The following is an 18,624-nucleotide window of genomic DNA, read 5'->3' on the forward strand; positions in this document are numbered from 1 at the left end:
ATAAAGGGTAAAAGAGTGAATGCGTGAAAGAGTGACGAGGCAGTATCAGCGTACTGGTTCCCGGTCGATCTCTCCCGCTTTTTACGGCGCAAAGGTAGAGCCGGGCTTGTATTTAGCCATGCCTTTTAACAGCTTTACCGAACTAACTAACCAAGTGATGATTGGACCACCGGAAGAAATCACGCCCGCCATTCTACCCCAAACCGGAATTGAGGTATTTCAGGAATTTAAAGACTACGAGGACTGGCTAAACAGCCGGATACCTAGCCTGGGCGGTGGAAAGCCAGCAAGTCTGGTTCATACTGAAGCAGGAAGGCGGCAGTGTTATAATGTTCTGATGGCAATTCTGCACGGTATCTATCTGTAAGCTACCGTATGTACCTAAGCGTACTGAAGATGGTGTAGATTTCGGTTTAGCGATTAATCAACAGGTCGGCAATCCTCCCAATAAGTAGCGGGAGTAACAATCCTGGTGTTTCCAAGAACAGGCATCGTGAAATCTGTGGTATTGCCTGTTATGACATAGTCGGCAGAGCCAGCTAGGGCTGCTTCCAAAAAACGATTATCTGCCTCGTCTGCAAGTACTGCCAGCCGCTCAGTAACCAGTAGTTTCTCGGCAATCTCATCAAATCGAAGTAGAACCAGATCGGCGTTGATTTTAAAATTAGCAAAACGAGCAAACTTTGGCCGGTTAAGCACGTCGATGTATTCATTCCATATGTCATCAGTTAACAGCAAAGTCACTTTACGACTGATCACAAATTCATCAATGATAAATGCCGGGTAACTTTTGGCTATCAGCGATGAGACGAGTACGTTAGTATCAACGACGATTTTTTGCTTCACGAACAGCCCGGATTTCAGCGTTAATATCGTCCATCGTCAACAGGTCAAGCCCACCTTCGCTTGCGGCAGCCTGACATTTTCGGAGCGCGTCACGCGTCAGTTCCAATTTTATCTTTTCAACCAGCTTATCGAGTGTCAACGAATCGACGTTTAAGTCGTATCGATTGACTTGCTCCTCGGTGAGCGTAACTGTCATTGTGCTCATAACCTCTTTCTGATAAAAACTACCTGTACACCTGTTTTAGTTTCTCCTCTTTTTTCAGACAGCTACCGAACGTACCCAAGCGTGCGAGGGATGGTGTAAATTTCGGTTTGGCGGCCGTCGATGTAGCGGAACTGCGTACCGTCGAAAAAGCCGTCTTCTTCCAGCATAATCCGCACCATTTTCTTCCATTCAGGAATCTCAACGGCGGCATTTAGCTCGATGGAATAGGCGGTATTGGCCTGCAACGGGTAATCGCCCGAGCCGGGAACCCCTTTCTGCTGATCCCACAGGCCGATGGTTGGGCCGGCGGCGTGGCCGTGAACGCCAATCGGGTGCGAATAAATAGTGCCTTTGATACCCTCTTTTTCCGCCTGAGCCAACGCCGAGAGCAAGAGTTGGTTGCCCGATTTACCCGCGACGAACTGCTCGGTCAGAATATCCTGTAGTCGATTTCCTTTCTTGAACGCATTTCTGATGCTTTCAGGTACACTCGTCTCGCCGGGGCGCAATACATAGGCGTGCTGCTGCTGATCGGTGTTGAGCCGCAGGTACGTTATCCCGAAGTCGACGTGGAGCAGATCACCCGCCTGAATAATCTCTTTGTCGGGCCGTTTCGAGAACGTGCGTAGGTGGCTGAAGTCATTCGAGTCGGCGCGTTGCACGTCCACTGTCGGGTGAAACCAGGTATCGAGGCCCAAGTTGGTAATGCGCTGACGGAACCACCACACCACATCATCCGTGGTTGTGACGCCGGGTTGAATGACCTGCTCAGAAAGTCCTTCCTGAATGATTTGATGCGACAATCGGCAGATCATCGGGTACACGGCCATCTCTTTCTGGGTACGTGTCTCCAGCCAGCCAACGGCCAGTTTCTCAGCCGATACAATGCGTTTCTGGTACTCGGCGGGCAACTTTTCCAAAAATTCGCCCTGCTCGGTAGCGGTTAGCCCATCGGCGTGGGCGTAGTTGGCTGACTTATTCAGGCCAATTTTTTTCGGTTTCCGCTCGGCAATAATGGCCGACAGGGCGTCCCACTGATTTGGGCGCACGTCGATGTCCCACGCACCTTTGAGCAACGTACCTACATCGTAGCGGGCAATGGCCAGTTTCTCCACGCCTTCTTTTTCACCTCGATCAAAAAAAACCATGATCGTTCGCCGACGGGCTGAGAGCCAGGTCGAAGGCAGCATCGTTTTCAGCACGGGATCTTCGTTGTATTCACGCGAGATGATAATCCACATGTCGATACCCTCGCGGCGCATGAGTTGGGGCAGGAGATTAGTAAACCGGTCTTCCAGCACCTCATCGACCATTCGGGCGCGGTCGCGCTCAGTAAGAATCAGTGAAGGCGTCGACGTGGTCAGTGATTGAGCATAAACACCAGATAGGCTGAACAGGCTGCAAAGCAGCAATAGAAGTGGGCGCATAGTGAAGAATGAGTAGATGAGGGCAAGATAAGCCCGCCCTGAGTGATCACCAAGCGTTGACCGTACAAACCGGGTTGAAGGAGTTACCTATAAAATCCTCATCTTTGGCAACAACAAAACTGTTTGACAATGGGTTGTTTTACCTTTGTCGTGCTTTCAGTATTGGCTAATCGTGATATTTCTGATAAGCATCACGCCCGTAAAATGCATCTCAATACACTCAATACAACTTTATGGCAACAATTTAAAGAGGGCGATAGCCAGGCACTTGGCGAACTTGCAAAAAATCATTATCGGGTTCTATTTAATTACGCAACCAAATTCACGAAAGACAGAGAGCTTATTAAAGATTGCATTCAGGACCTTTTTTTATACTTATGGGATCACCGCGAAAATTTACAGACGTCTCCGTTCGTAACCATTTACTTGTTAAAGTCATTACGCAATAATCTTTTCAAAAAAATAAATCAGGAAAGAAAAATCATTGCCGACGAATTTGATAACGACCTACCAGTTTCAGAGGGAATTACGATTGAGTCGAATATTATTGAGTTAGAACTATTTGAAGAAAATGAACTTAAAATAAAAAACATCTTATCCTCTTTACCTAAAAGACAACAGGAAGTTATATTCTTAAAATTTTATGAGGGATTAGGCATTGAAGAGATTGCCGATATTATGGATATGAACCGGCAATCGGTGTCGAATTTATTGCAGCGGGCCATCAGTAACCTAAAGCAAAACTGGTTTTTATCATATCATCTTTTTTATTTTATGTATAGTCTCCACAGAAGTTGATTAACCGCTCTGTGTTGTTCGGGTAGCCGCCCGCCCCATTCAGTTGGCCGTTGCCCACGCGCCCAATTGCATCAGGAATACGTTCCTGCTCCCTCCACGCATACGCCAACTATCGGTAAGTCACCGGCCACTAAGGTGAGCGTCATTCGCTATGCCGTACAATTTGCACTGAAGCATGAAATTATACAGTCAACCATACTGATACTAACTCGTTGATTTTCTGCTGTTTGTTATTCCCGAACATCCTGCGTTTAGCTTCATAAGTTGCCCACCAAAATAAATATAGTGTCAAGTGAGTATCCGGCAATCAAGGGCAGCTATTTCATACAGTGGGTAAAATAATACCAATTATTCTATGTTAGATTACACGAAGTACACGGCCAATGAATTTGCGCTTGAGCAAAGCTTTAGGCAATGGATACTCCGGAAGGATGCCCAAAGTGCTGCCTTTTGGGAAGCGTGGGTAACCGAACACCCGGAAAAAAGAGAGACAATTGAATTGGCCCGTCGCATTGTTTTATCCCTGCGGAACGCGCAGGAAGAAATCAGTGAAGAGGAAATAGAGGTCGCTGTGACAAAGTTGGTCACAACCGCCGAACAACGTAAGCCAAGAGTTATTCCGTTTTTTAGTCGCCCATGGGCACGGGTCGGGGTAGCGGCTTCGCTCTTGCTAGTCGCTTTTTTAGGCTGGCTGACCTATACTACACTCACCAATGCCCCTACCCAACTGTATAAAGACCGTGTAGCACAACTGAAGCAGCAAACAACTATCAATGAGGTTGTTACAAATAACAGTCAGACCCGGTTGGTCACCTTGCCCGACGGATCCAGTGTTATTCTTCGACCCAATAGCCGACTAAGTTATCCCCGTCAGTTTCCGGCCAGCAAACGGAGCGTTTTTTTATCGGGAGAGGCGTTTTTTGAAGTAGCCAAAAACGCGCAAAAACCCTTCTTTGTCTATGCAAACGAGATGGTTGCCAAAGTTGTGGGCACGAGTTTCACGATCAAAGCTTTTGCCAGAGACAAACATGTGCAAGTGTTTGTCAAATCAGGAAAAGTAGCGGTATTTAGTCAGAAAGAGCCCCAACTAAAGCAGGAAAATGACGCAGAGACTCGCTCAGGCTTACTGGTATTACCCCGTCAGCAGTTAACCTTCCTTCGCCTCAACAATCAGTTTACTAAAGTACCGGTGATCGATGCTGAGCTGAATCAATTACCGGCCATTCAAGCTCAGTCTTTTGTGTTTAAACGTACCTCTATGGCTGAGGTATTCAGCACCCTCGAACGCTCCTATCCGATTAAAATCAGTTACGATGCATCACGAATGGCATCGTGCGAATTAACCGCCACGCTGGGAGACGAACCGCTCGCCGAAAAGATAGCCCTTATCTGTAAAGTAATCGAAGCGGATTACGAAATTAACGGCGATATAATCACCATTCTCGGTAAAGGGTGTAATTAAGTAAACCGTTAGCCAGTATTTTTTGCCAGTTTATTACTAACAATTCAGAATTATGTCAAACCCCCGACACTTCACCAGGATTCCAATTACGGTTATGCGAATCTCACTAGCACAAATACTCCTTTACATTTTGTGCATTTCGTTTGCCAATGCAGCGCATGTCAACGCTCAGGAAATTCTTGATCGCAAAATAAGCCTGACCATTACGAATCAAAATATTGAACAGATTCTCGATCAAATTGAGCGTACAGCGGATGTTAAGTTCATGTACAGCCCTCAATTAATTCTGGCCACCAGAAAAACAAGCATTTCCGTCAAAAAAGAGAAGCTTTCATCCTTGTTAGACGAGCTTCTTCGGCCACTTAAGATCAATTATGAAGTTATTGACAACAAGATTTTACTTAATAGAGCAACAACTACCTCTGGGGGAAGTGCTCAGGCTGTTGAACAAACCATTACGGGAAAAATTACCGATGCAGAAAGCGGTGAAGCCATTCCCGGAGCAAGTATCGTAATTAAGGGAACGCTGAAAGGAACGGTATCAGACGGAAGTGGAAATTACACCCTGGCTGTACCCGACGAAAAGGCTATATTGGTGATCACTTCTGTAGGATACACCCGGGCTGAAGTAACCGTGGGCAATCGGTTTACGGTCAACATCGGCCTCGACCCCGACACCAAGAACCTGGGCGAAGTAGTGGTAGTAGGGTATGGTACCCAAAAGATTACCAACGTTTCCGGGGCGATCTCTACCGTAAAAGGAGCCGACATCGAACGCCTTAAGCCGGTACGGCCAGAAGATGCGCTTCAGGGCAGAGCGTCGGGCGTGACCGTTATTGCCAATGGATCGCCGGGTTCTAAACCAACCGTGCTGATTCGGGGTATTCCGTCTTTTTCTGGTACCGACCCGGTGGTGATCATCGATGGTGTGCCGCAAACGCTCAACGATTTCAACGCCATCAACGCCTCCGATATTGAATCGATGAACGTGCTGAAGGATGCCGCTACTACCGCTATTTATGGGGTGAAAGGCGGCAACGGTGTGATTGTGGTTACCACGAAAAGCGGCAGTAGAAACCAGAAAGCAGAAATAGCACTGGGCAGCAATTATGGTGTGCAGGAAGTGATCAATACCATTGGCGTGCTGAATGCCAGCGAATACGGCGCGATCCTGAACGAAGGCAGCACTGTAGCGGGTGGTGGACTCATTTTCAAGGATTTATCTACGCTGGGCGTGGGTACCAACTGGCAAAATGAGATCTTTAAAAGGGCTCCGCTGCAATCGCATAATTTGTCGGTCAGGGGTGGTAGCGATAAGGTGCAGTACTTTCTGTCGGGCGCATATACGGGGCAGGACGGCATTGTAGGCGGTGGCGATTACTCCAACTTTAACCGGTTAAACGGCACGGCCAACCTGACTTTTCAGATTTCGCCCAAAGTAAAGTTCCTGGCCAACACCAGTTACGCCAACATCAAAAGCGTAGGCGTTCAGGAAAATTCGTTCAACTCGGTTATCGGCAGCGCCCTGAATTTCGATCCAACTGTTCCGGTCCTGAACACGGTGGAGAACACCGTTGGCAAATATGGCTTCAGTAATCTGTTGTTATCCGAGATTTTCAACCCGCTCACCAAACTCGATAACAATTACAACGAGAGCAATGGCAACAAGCTGTACGGAAAACTGGAACTACAGTATGAAGTCATCAAAGGGTTGACGCTAGCTTCCCGGTATGGCTATACCAATTACAACAACACGTTTAAATCGTTTACGCCGCTGGTTTTTTACGGCCCGTCGAACGTAGAAAATACGATGAATGCCGACGGATCAACCGTGGCAGGCAGACACAACAGCGTGTATGAGTCGAAACGGACGGACAATACGTACACGTTTGAAACCTTTGGCACGTATAACTTCAACATCAACGCCGACCATCATTTTGAGACCGTACTGGGCTTCTCACTGGCCAAAATTTCCGGCGACGAAATCAACGGTTCCCGGCAGGATGTGCCGTTTAACTCGTGGGAATTTGCCGACCTGACCAGCGCTACGGGCAATAATACGGCCACCAACACCAATGCGATCGGGTTGGGCAACGGCCAGTATTTTCGGAAAAACCAGTCGTATTTCGGTCGGATCAACTATGATTACCAGGATACGTACCTGGTTTCGTTCTCGGCCCGACGCGACGGATCGTATGCGTTTGGTGCCGATAATAAATTCGCCAATTTCTACGCGGGATCACTGGGTTGGGTTATTTCAAACGCAAAATTCTTCCCCACGGGTATCGTCGATTACCTGAAAATCAGGGGGAGTTACGGCTCGATCGGTAACGAAAACGTAAGCCCTCAGTATGTCAGTATCATCACCGGTGGTCCAAGTTATGCGGGTGATGCCAACAGCAACGGCTACACGTTTGGTAACAGCTTCGTTTCGGGTTCAACGGTTAGTTCGTATGCCAACACCACCCTGCGCTGGGAAAAGCAACTGCAAAGCAACGTCGGTTTCGATGTGCGTTTCGGCCAGAACAAATGGACTTTATCGGCCGATTACTTCAATAAAGCGGTCGACGGGCTTTTGTTTACGCCGTCTATTTCCCTATATCTGGGCGCAGCCGGTGCCCCAACGGCCAATATCGGTTCTACGAAAAGCAGCGGAGTGGATTTGAATCTTGGCTACAACAGTACCATTGGCCGGGACCTGAAACTTAACACCAACGTCACGTTCACAACGGCTAAAAACCTGGTAACGGCCACCAACTCCGACGGTACGGCCATCATTCCGGGTGGTTACTACTTCAACGGGCAGTCGCAGAGTGCCACGCGGTTCCAGCAGGGCTTCTCGCCGGGTTATTTCTACGGTTTCCAAACGGCGGGCTTATTCCAGAACGTGGAGCAAATTGCCGGAGCACCCACCCAAACGGGAGCCGTTCCGGGCGATATCCGCTTTGTGGACGTCAATGGCGATGGCCTGATCTCTGATCTGGACAAAACCGCCATTGGTGATCCGTTCCCCGACTTCACGATGGGCTGGAATCTGGGGCTGACGCTCAAAAGCTTCGATTTCAATATGTTTACTTACGCTTCGGTAGGTAACGATATTTACAGGGCTTACGAGCGAAATGCCATCTACTCGAACAAATTCAGATCGGTATTGGGCAGATGGACCGGCGAGGGTACGACCAACAACGCCAACAATCCCCGGTTCAGCTTCGTCGACGCCAACAGTAACATCCGGGTGTCGGACAGGTACGTTGAGGATGGTTCTTTCGTGAAGATCAAAAACGTACAGCTAGGTTATACGCTGCCAAAATCGGGCGTGTTCAGCCGGGTACGTATCTACGCCCAGGTGAAAAACGCCTTCACCTTCACTAAATACACGGGCTTCGATCCTGAGATTTCGGGCGGCGTGCTAGACACCGGCGTCGATCGGGGGGCGTACCCACAGGCCAGAACATGGTCGGCTGGTGTTGACCTGAAATTTTAATCGCTTCATCTCTTAGTCTTAAAGAATACCATGAAAAACATAAGCTACTTTATTGGCGCTATCCTGCTTGCCCTTGTGACAAGCAGTTGTACCGAATGGGTCGATTACAGTCCGAAAGACGACTACCGCGTGACCGATCAGGATTTCCTGAAATCAGCTTCCGATTACCAGAGCATGGGCACCAGCGTGTATACCCCCATGCAGTGGCTCAACCAGGTCGTGCCCGTTGGCGACATTGCGTCGGACAATTCAGTGGCGGGTGGCGAAAATGCGTCAGATGTGCTGGATTTACAGAATATGGATGATTTCACGCTCAACGCCCAGAATGGTACGCTGGTCGAAATCTGGAAAGCAAGCTACGAGGGCATCAACCGCGCCAACTACTTATACCAGTTTAAGGACAAAAACCCGGCGGGCGAGGTAGTCACTTTTGCCGAGAAAGAAAGTATGTACGGTGAGGTAGCCTTTTTACGAGCGTACTACTATTTCACGCTGGTTAGGATGTTTGGCAACGTACCCCTGTTCACCGATCGGCGATTGGGTATTGCCGATTCGAGAACGCTGAAACAATCGCCCAAAACAGAGGTGTACGCACAGATTGAGAAAGACCTGACCAGCGCCATTGCTGCACTGCCCGCTACGGACCCTAAAACCGGCCGCGTCACCAAATTTGCAGCCCAGGCGCTGCTGGGGAAAGTGTATCTCTATCAGAACAAGTTCGACGCGGCCGCCACCGTGCTCAAAAGTGTGCTTGATGGCCCGTACAGCCTGGTACCCAATTTCGGGAGCATCTTTTTGCAGACGGGCGAAAACGGGCCGGAATCAGTCTTCGAGGTTCAGTACTCAAACACGACTCCCTATTACAACTGGGGCGGAACCACCCGTGGACAGGGGAATTTTTCGGTGCAGCAGAATGGTATCCGGGGACTTACCGGCGACAGCCCGTACGCGGCCGGCTGGAGCACCAACCTGCCCACGCAGGACCTGGCCAAAGCCTACCAAACCGGCGATACCCGCCGAGACGTAACCTGCCTGGATATCGAAGCCTATAAAACAGCCAATCCCGCTCTGCGAATTACCTATCAGGTAGCGCCCTACAAAAACACGGGCCTGTACAACCAGAAATACCTGCCCCGCAAAGGTGAGACCAGCGGACAGATCGAGCTGAACTACCTGAATAATCAGCGGATCATCCGCTTGGCCGATGTGTATCTGATGTATGCCGAAGCGAACAATCGCAAAAGCAGCCCTGATGATGTCACGGCCCAACTGTACCTCAACCGAGTACGTGCCCGTGCCTTCGGCGATAACAACCACGGCATCACGGCTACAGGCAATACCCTGAAAGAAGCCATTTGGGCCGAACGCCGCCTGGAATTAGGTATGGAAGGTGACCGCTTTTTTGATCTGGTCAGAACAGGGCAGGCCGCCACAAAACTCAAAGGATTTGTTGCTGGCAAAAACGAGGTCTTCCCTATTCCGCAAGCCGAAATAGACGTTTCTGGCTTGGTGCAAAACACTGGTTATTAATCACTCACCGCTAACCTTGGTTTATATGAAATTTGTAAGTTATATACTGCTCATCGTTGCATTGGTAACGGTGACTGCCTGCCGGGATGAACTCTTCACCGATACGTCGTTTATCGGCAATGCTGCCCCCCCGGATAAATTAGCTGCCCTGTTCGACATCACGCAGGACAATACCGGCATGGTAACTATTACGCCCAATGGGGAAGGAGCGGCCTCTTTTGTGGTCGACTATGGCGACGGTACCGCCAATCCTCCCACGGTGATTGCCGGCGGAAACGCGCGCCACAAATACGCCGAAGGGACCTACAACGTCAAGATCACCGGCATCAGCGTGACTGGGAAAAAGACGGAAAGCACCCATCCCCTGACGGTCTCGTTCAAAGCGCCTGAAAACGTAGAAATGACTGCCACCATTGACCCGGCCAACGTGTTCAAGGTGAATGTGACAGCGAAAGGCACTTACGAAACCTTGTTTAAAGTCTACTTTGGCGACGTACCCAATGAAGTTCCGCAAAGCTTTCTGGAAGGGGAAACCGTCAGCCACACCTACACCAAAGTTGGCGACTACGCGGTAAAAGTGGTGGCCCTGAGCGGTGGAAAAGCAACCACCGAAGTCTCGAAAACGGTCAGTATCGTAAACCCGGTTCTGCTGCCCCTTGATTTTGAAACCCCTGGACAAACTTACACCTTCGCCAACTTCGACGGCGGTAACACAAGCGTGATCGACAACCCGAAAAGTGGGGGAATTAATACCTCTGCCAAAGTAGGCAGAATGATCAAAGGGGCTGGTCAGCCCTGGGGCGGAAGCCTGATTACCCTGGGTGGCTCGATCGACTTTTCGACCAACAAAACAGTCTCGATGAAGGTATTTTCGCCAAGAGTGGGTGCCAAAGTGTTGTTGAAAGTAGAAAACAAAGGCGACGGAAGTGTCAATTTCGAGAAGGAAGTAGTCACGACGAAGGCGAATGCATGGGAAGAATTGCTGTTCGATTACAGCGCCATTAACACGACAAAAACGTACCAGAATATTGTCTTGATTTTTGACAATGGGACGCCCGGAAATGGCTCGGCTAACTTCACGTTCTACTTCGATGATATCAAGCTGGTCAGCGCCGTGAAGCCCATTAACCTACCTGTTACGTTCGACGAAGCCGGCGTGGATTATAGCGTAACTGATTTTGGTAACAACAACACGGTAGATGGTGTTGACCCCACCAACAGCGCCAACAAAGTAAAGATCACGACCAAACCCACTGGAGCCGAAACCTGGGCCGGTACCACTATTGGACTCGCCAACGGCTTTGCGTCGCCCATCAACTTAGTGGCCTCGTCGCCCCGAATGTCGGTGCGGGTGTATGCCCCGGCAGCGGGTATCCAGGTACGTCTGAAGCTGGAAGACCACACCAACGGAAGCAAATCGGTAGAAACAGAAGCCACGACCACGGTAGCCAAAGGATGGGAAGAGTTGATCTTCGATTTTAGCAAACCTGCAGCAGGCACACCGGCTCTAAATTCGGCTACTACCTACGATAAAGCGTCTATATTCTTTGATTTCGGTACCGCGGGTACGGGCAAGGTATTCTATTGGGACGATGTCAAACTGGCGGCACCCGTGGTAAATACGACCCTTGCGTTACCCCTGGGTTTTGAATCCACGACCCTGAAATACAATTTCACCAACTTCGATGGCGGCACCGTGACGGTGGTTCCGAATCCGCAGTCGGGTGGCATCAACACGTCGGCGACGGTGGCGAAAATGGTCAAAAATGCGGGTCAGCCCTGGGGTGGCAGCTTTATTGCGCTGGACAAACCCATTGATTTTACCGGCAAAAAAACGGTTTCGCTGAAAGTGTTTTCACCCAGAGTAGGGGCCAAAGTATTGGTTAAAGTAGAGAATGCCACCGACGGGGGAGTCAGTTTCGAGAAAGAAGTGGTCACCACAAAAGCCAATGCCTGGGAAGAGCTAAGTGTTGATTATAGTGCTATCGACAAGACTAAATCGTACCAAAAAATAGTCCTGATCTTCGACAATGGTACGCCCGGAAATGGCTCGGCGAATTTCACGTTCTATTTCGACGATATCACACTGAATTGATCTAAATACCGACACTCATGATTAAGTATATAAGCGTTTTTCCCCGCCTTCTTCTGGTTGGACTGCTCACGTTCAGTGGGTGTAAGCAACCTGAATACAATTTCGGTGCTATTGAAGCCCCGATGAATCTCAGTCTGACGACATCGGTAGTAGGTGTCGATGCCCAGAATCCGAATGGCAACGGTACGGGTAGCGTTATCATCAATACCACCGCCAATAATGCACTCACCTACAAGATCGATTTTGGCGATGGCAACACACCACAGGTTGTTCCGTCAGGCAAAATCACGTACCGATACGCCAACCCCGGCACAATGGATTACACCATCACCGTCAGCGCAATTGGCACAGGCGGTGCCATGTCGACGATGAGTAAAAAGGTAAAGGTGTTCGTGGCTTTTGAAGTACCATCCGACATTCTGGCCTTGTTGACCAATAATTCGTCGCAGGTGTGGGTTTCCGACAAAGACGCGCCGGGCCACGTAGGTGTTGGACCAACAGACAGTTTTTCACCAATCTGGTATTCTGCCGAGCCCAACACCCGGCCCGCCTGCCTGTATGACGACGAGATCACCTTTACCAAAGCGGCCGGCAATTCAGTTACGCTCACCGTTGACAATAAGGGGCAATCATCTCTGATCGGGGCAGCAACAGCCTATTACGGCCTCAACGGCGGTGACAATTGCTATGCGCTGGCCACCGGAGGTGCCAAACCCATTACGTTCATGGGCGCAACCTCGGCATCGACCACCAGCAATTCAACCAGAATTCAGTTTACAGTACCGGGCAATGGCATCGTAAACTTCGGCACGGGGGGCAATACGTACGAAATTCTGGCTCTTTCGGCCAGCAGCATCAGTTTACGTAGCATCGGCGCCGATGGTAATGCCTGGTACACGAAACTGAAGCCTAAGGGAGCCACCGGTCAGCAGCCAGAACGAAAACTGATCTGGTCAGAGGAATTTGATAAGGATGGCGCACCCAACACCGCCGTTTGGGGCTATGACCTGGGCAATGGCGACAACGGATGGGGAAATGCCGAAAAACAATACTACACAAATCGCCCTGATAATGTAGTCGTTAAAGACGGCATCTTGACAATTACGGCCAAAAAAGAAACGTTAAACGGCTTTGGTTATACGTCGGCCCGGCTACAAACGGCCAATAAATTTGCCTTCACCTACGGCCGCGTCGATATCCGGGCCAAGCTGCCAACCGGTGGTGGTACGTGGCCAGCCCTTTGGATGCTGGGAAGCAATTTTGCTACAGCAGGATGGCCTGCCTGTGGGGAAATCGACATGATGGAAGCAAAAGGGAACGAGCCGAACAAAATCCACGGCACATTACATTACCCCGGCCGTTCGGGGGGCAATGCCGACACAGGTTCAACCACGATTAGCAATGCATCGACTGAGTTTCATATTTATTCAGTCGACTGGTCGGCTACATCCATCAAAATGTACATAGACGGAAATCTCTTTCAGACGTTTCCTAATAACAGCACATTGCCCTTCAACAAAGATTTCTTCCTGATCCTGAACGTGGCCATGGGCGGCACCTTTGGCGGAACCATAGACCCTGGTTTCGTATCATCGAGCATGGATGTCGACTACATCAGGGTTTATCAGTAAGCCTGCTAGTCTACCTATGAAGCCCATGTAAGGAGTATTGGGGAAACGACTTGGGTACCTACTTACAAAAGGTTTCAACACAGAGCCACGGAGGCCACAGAGTTTCATTTGTCAAAACTCTGTGGCCTCCGTGGCTCTGTGTTGAAACCTTTTGTGCAACTTCTTTTTACAACTTCGCCGCTGCGGCCTTGTCTACAAACCACACAAACTCATTGGTGTCGGGTTTTATGCGCTGTGAGGGGTATTTGTCAGGCTGATAGGTGCCGTGTAGCACTTCGTATAGGGCATCAGCTTTGTTGGCTCCAGCCACCAGAAATAATACCGCCGCCGCCTTGTTCACCACGGGGGCGGTCAGCGTAAGCCGGTACATATCCTGTTGTGTCAGGAAAAAAGCTTTTGTCCAGGTACGTTCCTCGTTCACTACCTCCGTTCCGGGAAAGAGCGAAAGGGTATGCCCATCGTCGCCCATGCCAAGCAACACCAGATCAAACGTGTGGGCATGGTTATCGAAATACGTATGCAGAACCTCTTCGTACGCAGTCATTGATGCCTCGGGCTGTAGATCGGTCTGCATCACGTGAATCTGCGATTTGGGTACAGGTACGTGATCGAGCAGTGTATCAAAGGCCATACGAGCGTTGTTTTTCTCGTCGGTCAACGGCACAAACCGCTCATCGCCCCAGAACACATGCACCCGCGACCAATCAATTCGATCGCGGAGCGGAGGCTTGGCCAGCAATTCATGTAACGCCTTTGGCGTACTGCCACCCGACAGGGCAATGGTAAACCGCTCGCGTTGCTGCAAAACGGATTCGGCGTAATCGGCAATCCACTCCGCAGCCTGTTGCGCCAGGTTGGCGGGGTTTTCGGTGATGGTGATTTTCATAAGGTCTTGTAGTCTTGAGACTCAGGACTACTTTTCAATAATGACTCTCAAGACTTAGTCTATTCATTCAACCAGCTAAAGCCAGCTTTTTCGATCATGGCAGTGGCTTCGTCGGGGCCCCACGAGCCGGGCGCGTAAGTTGGCATGGTGGCCTGGTTAGAGTCAGCCGCCCATTTGTCGAGGATAGGCATCACGATCTGCCAGGCTTCGTCGACCTGATCGGCGCGCATAAACAGGGTGGTGTCGCCGGCCATCACGTCGAGCAGCAGGGTTTCGTACGCTTCGGGCTGTTGCTCGGTAAACGACGTGTTGTAATTGAACTCCATCTCCACCGGATCGATCGACAACTGCTGACCAGGCCGCTTTGCCTGGAACCTCAATCGGATATTCATGTCCGGCTGAATGCTGATGATGAGGCAGTTGTGTTGCCACTCTTTGGTCGCTTCGGCCGGAAACGCGTAATGTGGAGCGGGGCGAAACTGCACCGTAATGACCGATGATTTTTCGGCGAGGTGTTTACCCGTCCGCACATAGAAGGGGGTTCCCTCCCACCGCCAGTTGTCGCAGAAAAACGTGACGGCGGCGTAGGTTTCGGTCATCGATTCGGGCTTCACACCTTCCTCCTCCCTGTATGAAGGCGTTTTTTCACCGTCTTTTTCACCCGCCCCATACTGTGCACGAACGGCTACCTGATCTACCTGATCGGGTGAAATACGGCGCATTGCCCGCAGCACATCTACTTTTTTGTTCCTGATTTCGTCGGCTTTAAACGACGTGGGTGGTTCCATGGCCACCATGCACAGCAGTTGCAACAGGTGATTCTGAATCATGTCGCGCAGGGCACCCGAGCTTTCGTAGTAGCCACCACGCCCTTCCAGACCAACCGTTTCGGCGGCGGTAAGCTGGATATACTCAACATAGTTATGGTTCCAGAGCGGTTCGAACAGGGTGTTGGCAAACCGCAGGGCCAACAGGTTCTGTACCGTTTCTTTACCCAGGTAATGGTCGATCCGGTAAATCTGTTCTTCGGCAAAGTGACTCAGCAACAGCGCGTTCAGTTCGCGGGCACTGTCGAGATCATGACCGAATGGCTTTTCCACCACGATGCGTACCCGACTCTTATCACCGCAAAAATCCAGCTGACTCAGGTTCGTAGCGATACCCGGCACCAGTTGGGGGGCTACCGACATATAGAAAATGATGTTGGCCTGTACGCCCCATTCAGCTTCGCGCTCACGCACCCGATCACCGATGAGATGGTAAGCCGACGCATCGCCGCCGTCGAGTTTGAAATAACTCAGGCGTGGCGAGAAGGTAGCCCAAAGGTCGTCGGGACCGTTTTTGCGTCTCGAAAACTCCTGAACACCTTCCAGCAGACGCTCTCTGAACGCTTCGTCGGTGTAGGCACTGCGACCAATGCCAACTACCTCGAACTTGTCGGGAGTGTAACCATCGAGAAACAGGTTATAAAGGGCAGGCGTAAGCTTGCGGTAGTTGAGGTCGCCGCTGCCGCCGAAGATGAATAATAAGGTGGCAGGTAGCTGCGTGGGTGTTACACTAGATGTCATGGTTGTATCGAATGGGGGCAAGCCCTTTTCCCGGAAGACAGTTATTAAGCTAAAACGCGAACGGGGGGGCAATTTGTTAGATTTGGGCCGGAAACACAACCTACTGCCCCATGCTGAGTCTGCAAACCCTGCTCGATGCCCACGATCGCATCCGTCCCTACATTCACCGTACACCCTGTTTGACCAACCAAACCATCGATCAGATGGCGGGGGCAACGATCGTATTTAAATGCGAGAATTTTCAGAAAATAGGGGCTTTTAAAGCCCGTGGCGGCCTCAATGCGGCCCTACAACTCACGGCCGAGGAACGCAATTATGGCGTAACTACTCACTCGTCGGGCAATCACGCGCAGGCATTGGCCTATGCCGCCCGTCAGTTAAACATGCCCGCCTACATTGTGATGCCGCGAACAGCCCCTCAAGTGAAAAAAGACGCGGTTCGCGGATACGGAGCCGAAGTCATTGAGTGCGAACCAACACTAGCCGCCCGCGAAACCGGCGTAATCGAGGTGATGCAACGTACCCAGGCTACGCTCATCCACCCCTTCGACGATGATCGGGTTATTGCCGGCCAAGGCACCGCCGCTATTGAACTACTGGAAGATAACCCCACCGGCAAACCGTTCGATGTGGTGTTGGCCCCCGTGGGCGGTGGCGGACTGCTCAGCGGCACGGCGGTGGCCGTTCACTATCTGTCGCCCGAAACCCGCGTTGTCGCCGGTGAACCCGAAGGAGCTGCCGACGCCGTTCTGTCGTTCAAAAGCGGCCACGTTGAACAGGCTCCCTACATCAACACCATTGCCGACGGTCTGCTCACCAACCTTAGCGAACGCACTCTGGCTATTATTCGTCAGCACGTCAGCGACATTCGTTTAGTGAATGATACCGAAATCCGGGCGGCGCAACGATTGGTCTGGGAACGGATGAAGATCATCATCGAACCATCCTGTGCCGTACCGCTCGCCGTAGTACTTAAGTATAAATCAGATTTTCAAAATCAAGTGATCAGTATTATTCTAACAGGCGGCAACGTAGATTTGGGCAAGTATTTTCAATGATCAGTTATCAGTTATCAGTTATCAGTTATCAGTTATCAGTTATCAGTGGCTCCGCTGAGGAACCATGTGCTGACAAACATAGACGTGTATTGATAAGCAGCGCTGATAACTGTTCACTGATTACTGATAACTGCCTTCCCTATGCCGCCTGACTTGTTGAGCTTACTGGATGCTATTGGGCAGGGCGATGACGTCGCGTTCAGGCAGCTGTATGACTTAACAAAAGGGCGGGTGTACAATACGGCACTTGGGTACGTTCGGAATCGGGAAGAGGCCGAAGAAATTACGCAGGATGTGTATGTCGAAGCCTTTCGGTCGCTGGGTACGTTCGGTCGGGAAGCAAGTGTCACTACCTGGCTGTACCGAATCACGGTCAACAAATCGCTCGACTTTCTGAAACACCGGCAGCGCCAGAAACGATTCGCTTTCCTGACAAGTCTGTTCAATGGGGAAACGGGCGCGGTTGACTACGAACCGGCCACTAGTGTGCATCCCGGTGTGTTACTTGAACAACAGGAGAACGCAGCTATTCTTTTCAAGGCGATCGATAAACTCGCCGACAAGCAAAAAACTGCCTACATCCTGACCCGAATTGAAGGATTGAGCAACGTAGAAGCCGCCGCCGTTATGGAAGTAAGCGTTGGGGCTGTTGAATCGTTGCTACAACGGGCTACCGAAAATCTAAAAAAACAACTGGCTGGCTGGTATAAATCTGCCCGGCCGTAGGAACACAACCGAACTATCGTCTAATCTATTATGGAATCTGAAAAAGATAACTGGATCAATGATGTAATGAGTAGTCTCGACGGACTGAACAGGACAGAACCGAACCCTTTTTTGTTCGCCAAAATTCGTAGTCGATTAACTGTCGAACCTTCCCCGGCCTACGTACCCACCCGGCTTGTTTGGGTGGTGACCGCTTCGTTTGCCGTACTGGCTTTACTGAACTGGCAACTCATTACCGGTTTTTCCGGGCAGCGCAATACGACCAACGGCGAGTTAAATACCGTCATTTCCGAGATGCAATTATATCCGGCAGGCAACCAATTGTATGACGTATGGAACGAACAAAATTACTGACGATCGCCGTCATTGGCTTGTTGTTATTAAACCTGATCACCATCGGGTTTCTGGTATTTCGGCCCGGCATACTGCGTCGTGATGGTCTGGGTGACTCTCGCCCGGGTGAGGGCCCATCCCGTATCATCATCGAGCGACTCCAATTCGATGCCGGTCAACAGGAGCAATACCGACACCTCATCAGGGCACATCAGCAACAAACACGTGTACTGACACAACAGTCGATTTTGCTTCATCAGGCCTACTACAGTCTGCTTGACGCAGAAAAGCCCGACAGTGAACAGGCCACTTCGTTAAGCCGGCAGATTGGGCAAAATCAGCAGGCACAGGCGCAGCTGAATTTCAGTCATTTCGACGACATAAAAGCGCTTTGCCGCCCCGAACAACAGGCTAATTTCAGGAAACTGGTCAGCGAACTGAGTCAACTTTTTGGCAAGCAGCAACGACCGCACCACCCACCACATGATGGCCCTCCTGAAGGACCGCCCAATCATGATTTAGGTAACGTGCCTAAAAATTTGCCAGCACACCCGTAGGAATTCGCGGGCACTATC

General features: G+C 50.5%; 16 protein-coding genes. 11 read left to right on the top strand and 5 right to left on the bottom strand.

What is annotated here, in order from left to right; translation table 11 throughout:
• Positions 1 to 19: 19 nt before the first annotated feature.
• The gene (locus ACAW87_RS11240) at positions 20 to 367 is read left to right on the top strand and encodes an antitoxin Xre/MbcA/ParS toxin-binding domain-containing protein (protein ID WP_370723490.1); all 348 of its coding nucleotides are present in this window, start codon (positions 20 to 22) and stop codon (positions 365 to 367) included.
• A gap of 53 nt (positions 368 to 420) precedes the next feature.
• Here ACAW87_RS11240 and ACAW87_RS11245 read toward each other — a convergent pair whose 3' ends face one another.
• The 3 genes from ACAW87_RS11245 to ACAW87_RS11255 form a co-directional block, all read right to left on the bottom strand.
• Complete coding sequence (locus tag ACAW87_RS11245) at positions 421 to 846, bottom strand: putative toxin-antitoxin system toxin component, PIN family (RefSeq protein ID WP_370723491.1); 426 nt, start codon at positions 844 to 846, stop codon at positions 421 to 423.
• Positions 824 to 1,051: a hypothetical protein gene (locus ACAW87_RS11250; RefSeq protein WP_370723492.1), complete on the bottom strand. Its 228-nt coding sequence runs from the start codon at positions 1,049 to 1,051 to the stop codon at positions 824 to 826. Before ACAW87_RS11250 ends, ACAW87_RS11245 begins: the two co-directional genes overlap by 23 nt.
• A gap of 62 nt (positions 1,052 to 1,113) precedes the next feature.
• Complete coding sequence (locus ACAW87_RS11255) at positions 1,114 to 2,478, bottom strand: M24 family metallopeptidase (protein ID WP_370723493.1); 1,365 nt, start codon at positions 2,476 to 2,478, stop codon at positions 1,114 to 1,116.
• 129 nt (positions 2,479 to 2,607) lie between these two features.
• Here ACAW87_RS11255 and ACAW87_RS11260 point away from each other — a divergent pair, with 129 nt between their 5' ends.
• The 6 genes from ACAW87_RS11260 (at position 2,608) to ACAW87_RS11285 (ending at position 13,478) form a co-directional block, all read left to right on the top strand.
• Positions 2,608 to 3,276, top strand: coding sequence for an RNA polymerase sigma factor (locus ACAW87_RS11260; RefSeq protein ID WP_370723494.1), 669 nt, complete (start codon positions 2,608 to 2,610; stop codon positions 3,274 to 3,276).
• A gap of 355 nt (positions 3,277 to 3,631) precedes the next feature.
• Entirely contained in the window at positions 3,632 to 4,738 is a 1,107-nt protein-coding gene (locus ACAW87_RS11265) for a FecR family protein (RefSeq protein ID WP_370723495.1), read from the top strand.
• 94 nt (positions 4,739 to 4,832) lie between these two features.
• Positions 4,833 to 8,222 (top strand): SusC/RagA family TonB-linked outer membrane protein, encoded by a 3,390-nt coding sequence (locus tag ACAW87_RS11270; protein ID WP_370723496.1) that lies wholly within the window; start codon positions 4,833 to 4,835, stop codon positions 8,220 to 8,222.
• Positions 8,223 to 8,252: 30 nt separating this feature from the next.
• Positions 8,253 to 9,752 carry a RagB/SusD family nutrient uptake outer membrane protein gene (locus ACAW87_RS11275; protein ID WP_370723497.1) on the top strand — a complete coding sequence of 500 codons (1,500 nt, stop codon included), beginning with the start codon at positions 8,253 to 8,255 and terminating at the stop codon, positions 9,750 to 9,752.
• A gap of 25 nt (positions 9,753 to 9,777) precedes the next feature.
• Positions 9,778 to 11,847 carry a hypothetical protein gene (locus ACAW87_RS11280; RefSeq protein ID WP_370723498.1) on the top strand — a complete coding sequence of 690 codons (2,070 nt, stop codon included), beginning with the start codon at positions 9,778 to 9,780 and terminating at the stop codon, positions 11,845 to 11,847.
• A 17-nt stretch (positions 11,848 to 11,864) separates the two neighbouring features.
• Positions 11,865 to 13,478 (top strand): family 16 glycosylhydrolase, encoded by a 1,614-nt coding sequence (locus ACAW87_RS11285; protein WP_370723499.1) that lies wholly within the window; start codon positions 11,865 to 11,867, stop codon positions 13,476 to 13,478.
• Positions 13,479 to 13,644: 166 nt separating this feature from the next.
• Here the strand turns inward: ACAW87_RS11285 and pgl are convergent, their stop codons facing one another.
• Both pgl and zwf read right to left on the bottom strand, forming a co-directional pair.
• Positions 13,645 to 14,364, bottom strand: coding sequence for a 6-phosphogluconolactonase (pgl, locus tag ACAW87_RS11290; RefSeq protein ID WP_370723500.1), 720 nt, complete (start codon positions 14,362 to 14,364; stop codon positions 13,645 to 13,647).
• Between the two features lie 59 nt (positions 14,365 to 14,423).
• A complete protein-coding gene (gene zwf / locus ACAW87_RS11295) occupies positions 14,424 to 15,932 on the bottom strand; it encodes a glucose-6-phosphate dehydrogenase (RefSeq protein ID WP_370723501.1) in 1,509 nt (502 codons plus the stop codon).
• A 110-nt stretch (positions 15,933 to 16,042) separates the two neighbouring features.
• Here zwf and ACAW87_RS11300 point away from each other — a divergent pair, with 110 nt between their 5' ends.
• The 4 genes from ACAW87_RS11300 to ACAW87_RS11315 all read left to right on the top strand — a co-directional run bounded on the left by ACAW87_RS11300 (position 16,043) and on the right by ACAW87_RS11315 (position 18,606).
• Positions 16,043 to 16,990, top strand: coding sequence for a threonine ammonia-lyase (locus ACAW87_RS11300; RefSeq protein ID WP_370723502.1), 948 nt, complete (start codon positions 16,043 to 16,045; stop codon positions 16,988 to 16,990).
• Between the two features lie 141 nt (positions 16,991 to 17,131).
• Positions 17,132 to 17,716 carry an RNA polymerase sigma factor gene (locus ACAW87_RS11305; protein WP_370723503.1) on the top strand — a complete coding sequence of 195 codons (585 nt, stop codon included), beginning with the start codon at positions 17,132 to 17,134 and terminating at the stop codon, positions 17,714 to 17,716.
• Positions 17,717 to 17,746: 30 nt separating this feature from the next.
• Positions 17,747 to 18,070, top strand: coding sequence for a hypothetical protein (locus ACAW87_RS11310; RefSeq protein ID WP_370723504.1), 324 nt, complete (start codon positions 17,747 to 17,749; stop codon positions 18,068 to 18,070).
• Positions 18,049 to 18,606 (top strand): periplasmic heavy metal sensor, encoded by a 558-nt coding sequence (locus ACAW87_RS11315; RefSeq protein ID WP_370723505.1) that lies wholly within the window; start codon positions 18,049 to 18,051, stop codon positions 18,604 to 18,606. The genes ACAW87_RS11310 and ACAW87_RS11315 overlap by 22 nt, the downstream gene beginning before the upstream one ends.
• Positions 18,607 to 18,624: the final 18 nt, after the last annotated feature.

Origin of the sequence: Fibrella aquatica (assembly GCF_041321135.1) — a bacterium.
Classification (GTDB): domain Bacteria; phylum Bacteroidota; class Bacteroidia; order Cytophagales; family Spirosomataceae; genus Fibrella; species Fibrella aquatica.

Coding starts and splice junctions, on each gene's coding strand:
- ACAW87_RS11240 (WP_370723490.1), top strand. CDS start 20: ATGCGTGAAAGAGTGACGAGGCAGTATCAGCGTACTGGTTCCCGGTCG.
- ACAW87_RS11250 (WP_370723492.1), bottom strand. CDS start 1,051: ATGAGCACAATGACAGTTACGCTCACCGAGGAGCAAGTCAATCGATAC.
- ACAW87_RS11255 (WP_370723493.1), bottom strand. CDS start 2,478: ATGCGCCCACTTCTATTGCTGCTTTGCAGCCTGTTCAGCCTATCTGGT.
- ACAW87_RS11260 (WP_370723494.1), top strand. CDS start 2,608: ATGGGTTGTTTTACCTTTGTCGTGCTTTCAGTATTGGCTAATCGTGAT.
- ACAW87_RS11265 (WP_370723495.1), top strand. CDS start 3,632: ATGTTAGATTACACGAAGTACACGGCCAATGAATTTGCGCTTGAGCAA.
- ACAW87_RS11270 (WP_370723496.1), top strand. CDS start 4,833: ATGCGAATCTCACTAGCACAAATACTCCTTTACATTTTGTGCATTTCG.
- ACAW87_RS11275 (WP_370723497.1), top strand. CDS start 8,253: ATGAAAAACATAAGCTACTTTATTGGCGCTATCCTGCTTGCCCTTGTG.
- ACAW87_RS11280 (WP_370723498.1), top strand. CDS start 9,778: ATGAAATTTGTAAGTTATATACTGCTCATCGTTGCATTGGTAACGGTG.
- ACAW87_RS11285 (WP_370723499.1), top strand. CDS start 11,865: ATGATTAAGTATATAAGCGTTTTTCCCCGCCTTCTTCTGGTTGGACTG.
- pgl (WP_370723500.1), bottom strand. CDS start 14,364: ATGAAAATCACCATCACCGAAAACCCCGCCAACCTGGCGCAACAGGCT.
- zwf (WP_370723501.1), bottom strand. CDS start 15,932: ATGACATCTAGTGTAACACCCACGCAGCTACCTGCCACCTTATTATTC.
- ACAW87_RS11300 (WP_370723502.1), top strand. CDS start 16,043: ATGCTGAGTCTGCAAACCCTGCTCGATGCCCACGATCGCATCCGTCCC.
- ACAW87_RS11305 (WP_370723503.1), top strand. CDS start 17,132: ATGCCGCCTGACTTGTTGAGCTTACTGGATGCTATTGGGCAGGGCGAT.
- ACAW87_RS11310 (WP_370723504.1), top strand. CDS start 17,747: ATGGAATCTGAAAAAGATAACTGGATCAATGATGTAATGAGTAGTCTC.
- ACAW87_RS11315 (WP_370723505.1), top strand. CDS start 18,049: ATGGAACGAACAAAATTACTGACGATCGCCGTCATTGGCTTGTTGTTA.